At 71.0% G+C, this 2,668-nt stretch carries 3 protein-coding genes; 1 reads left to right on the forward strand and 2 read right to left on the reverse strand.

What is annotated here, in order from left to right; translation table 11 throughout:
* Positions 1 to 54: 54 nt before the first annotated feature.
* Positions 55 to 693, reverse strand: a complete 639-nt coding sequence (locus E1286_RS46935; RefSeq protein ID WP_132623852.1) for a maleylpyruvate isomerase family mycothiol-dependent enzyme — start codon at positions 691 to 693, stop codon at positions 55 to 57.
* A 131-nt stretch (positions 694 to 824) separates the two neighbouring features.
* Positions 825 to 1,385: a TetR/AcrR family transcriptional regulator gene (locus E1286_RS46940; protein WP_132623854.1), complete on the reverse strand. Its 561-nt coding sequence runs from the start codon at positions 1,383 to 1,385 to the stop codon at positions 825 to 827.
* 65 nt (positions 1,386 to 1,450) lie between these two features.
* Here E1286_RS46940 and E1286_RS46945 point away from each other — a divergent pair.
* Positions 1,451 to 2,668, forward strand: a 1,218-nt coding sequence (locus E1286_RS46945; protein WP_223190964.1) for an MFS transporter, incomplete at its 3' end; no start/stop codon positions are given.

Raw genomic sequence — 2,668 nt, forward strand, 5'->3', positions numbered from 1 at the left:
ACGGGGAGCCGGGAGTGGCCTACCCGGGGTTGCCCCGCCTCGGCAACCGACCGCTCAGGCCATCGCGCCGCGTTCGCGCAGCGCGTCCACCCCGTCGCCGGTCAGCTCGTCGCAGTACGCCATGCGGCCCGTCATGGCCATGGTCAGCGCCAGAGTGGTGCCGGACACCAGCGGCCCGGAGCCGGCGGCGAAGGGCCCGTCGGTCGCGGCCAGCCGCAGCCCGGCGACGCGCTTCCCGGCCACGACGACGAGGTCGGAGCCCTGGTAGTAGCCGGCCACCTGGGTGAGCGTCTCGATCGGGTAGGCCCGGCGGATGCCCAGGGGCCGCCGGATGTCCTCACCGTGCACGATGGTCTCGCCGAGCATCGCGATGACCGGCAGGGGCGGCTTGGTGGTGCTGCTGACGACGCGGCGGAACCTCGCGAGCGCGTCGGCGGGACTCGCGCCCAACTGCTCGCCCAGCCGCACGGCCACCTGCCGGTCGAAGTCGAACCGGCACCGGATCACCCCCGCCAGCCACCGTACGGGCCCCAAGCTCGCCCCCGCCGTGAGATGCGCCAGCACCTCGCGCACCGACAACCCGGCGCACAACGACGGCGTCGCCCACCCCACATCGCTCAACGACGCGAGATCGTCCGCGAGGGCCGCCCGTTCCTCGTGTACGAGCGACCACGTGGCACTCCGCTGTCCCATCACGGATCATTCTCCTGCCGGCGTTCGTTGCTGCTGTCCGTCAAGAAGACTCCCGCCGAAGAGCAGAATCATCGTCCCTGAGCACATGTCCCACCGGGCGTCCGAGCAGGGAGCGATGACCGGACGGCAGCTCATTTCTCGTCGATCGCGTCGGCAAGGGCGCGGAGCCCGGCCGCGATCTCCCGCCCGCTGGGCAGCTGATCCGGGTTGATCAGCCACTGGACGATCAGCCCGTCCGCCAGCGCACCGCTCACCGCCGACAACGCGCGGGCAGTGCCGGCGTCCAGATCGGGACGCCTGGTCCTGGAGCTCTCGACGCCCCTGGCCAGCTGGTCGGCGTAGAACTTCGCGAACCGCTCCTTCAGCTCGGGCGAGCGTTCGACCTGCGCCCATGCCTCGACATGCGCGACCAACAGGGGCCGGTGGGCGTCGAACTCGCCCAGGATGCGATCCCAGACCTCGGCCGGCTCCGCCCTGCCGTCCGCGCTCCACTGCAGCCACCGCTCGCTCAGCTCCGCGATGGCCTCGATGAGGGCGGCGTCCAGGAGGGCCTCTTTGGAGCCGTAGTGGTACCCGATCGAGGCCAGGTTGGCGCCGGACGCGGCCACGATGTCGCGCGCGGTCGTGCGCGCGTATCCGCGCTCGTACAGGCAGCGTTTCGCTCCTTCGAGCAGGTCCTCACGGTTTCCCATGGGCACGAGCCTAACGTATACATACGTCCTTGACGTTCGTCTAGTACATCCGTATACATGGGGAGGTGACTCCTCCCCGGGCGAAGGCCGGCCGCAAGGAATGGACCGGCCTCGCCGTACTGACCGTGCCGGCCCTGCTGGTGTCCATGGACCTGACCGTGCTGTTCATGGCGGCGCCCTGGATCAGCGCCGACCTGGAGCCCAGCAGCAGCCAGCTGCTGTGGATCATGGACGTCTACGGTTTCCTGATGGCCGGCCTGCTCATCACGATGGGCACCCTGGGCGATCGCATCGGCCGGCGGCGACTCCTGATGACCGGCGCCGCCGCCTTCGGGGCCGCCTCGCTGCTGGCGGCGTTCTCCACCAGCACGGAGATGCTCATCCTGGCGCGCGCGCTGCTCGGCATCGGCGGGGCAACCCTCGCCCCCTCCACGCTCGCGCTGATCCGGAACATGTTCCACGACGATGCCCAGCGACGCACCGCGGTCGCGGTGTGGACCGGCGCGTTCAGCGTCGGCACCCCGCTCGGCTCGGTCGTCGGCGGCCTGCTCGTCGAGCACTTCTGGTGGGGCTCGGTCTTCCTGCCGAACATCCCGGTGATGGCGCTCCTGCTGGTCCTGGCCCCGCTGCTGTTGCCCGAGCACACCGACCCGCGCCCTGGCCGCTTCGACCTGCTCGGCGCCGCCCTGTCGATGGCCGCCATCCTGCCGGTCATCTGGGGGTTGAAGAAGCTGGCCGAGGACGGCCTGACCACACCGCCGCTCCTCGCCATCGCCGCCGGCCTGGCCCTCGGCCACGTGTTCGTACGCCGCCAGCGCGCAGCCGCCCACCCCTTGACCGACATCCAGCTGTTCGCCCGCCCCGCGTTCTCGGCTTCGATCGGATCGAACGTCGTGCTCACCGTGGCATCAGCGGGAGTCGGCATGCTCGTGGTCCAGCACCTCCAGCTCGTTCTCGGCCATCGCCCCTTCGTGGCCGCGCTGTGGATGATCCCCATGGTCGCCGCCGTGATGCCGGGAATCGCGGTGGGCACCGTCATCGTCCGCCGGGTGCGCCCCGGGCCCGTGATCGGCGCCGGCCTCGCACTCGCCGCCGCCGGCTTCGCCCTGCTCACCCGGCTGGACGCCGACGACACCGTCGCGTCACTGCTGACCGGCTACGGCGTGCTCGGCTTCGGCATGGGCATGGCCATCACCCTGGCCTACAACCTCGTGGTGGCGACCGCACCCCCGCACAAGGCCGGTGCGGCAGCCGCCCTGAACGAGACGGGCACGGAGCTGGGC

Source organism: Nonomuraea terrae (assembly GCF_004348995.1).
In the GTDB taxonomy this organism is placed as follows: Bacteria; Actinomycetota; Actinomycetes; order Streptosporangiales; family Streptosporangiaceae; genus Nonomuraea; species Nonomuraea terrae.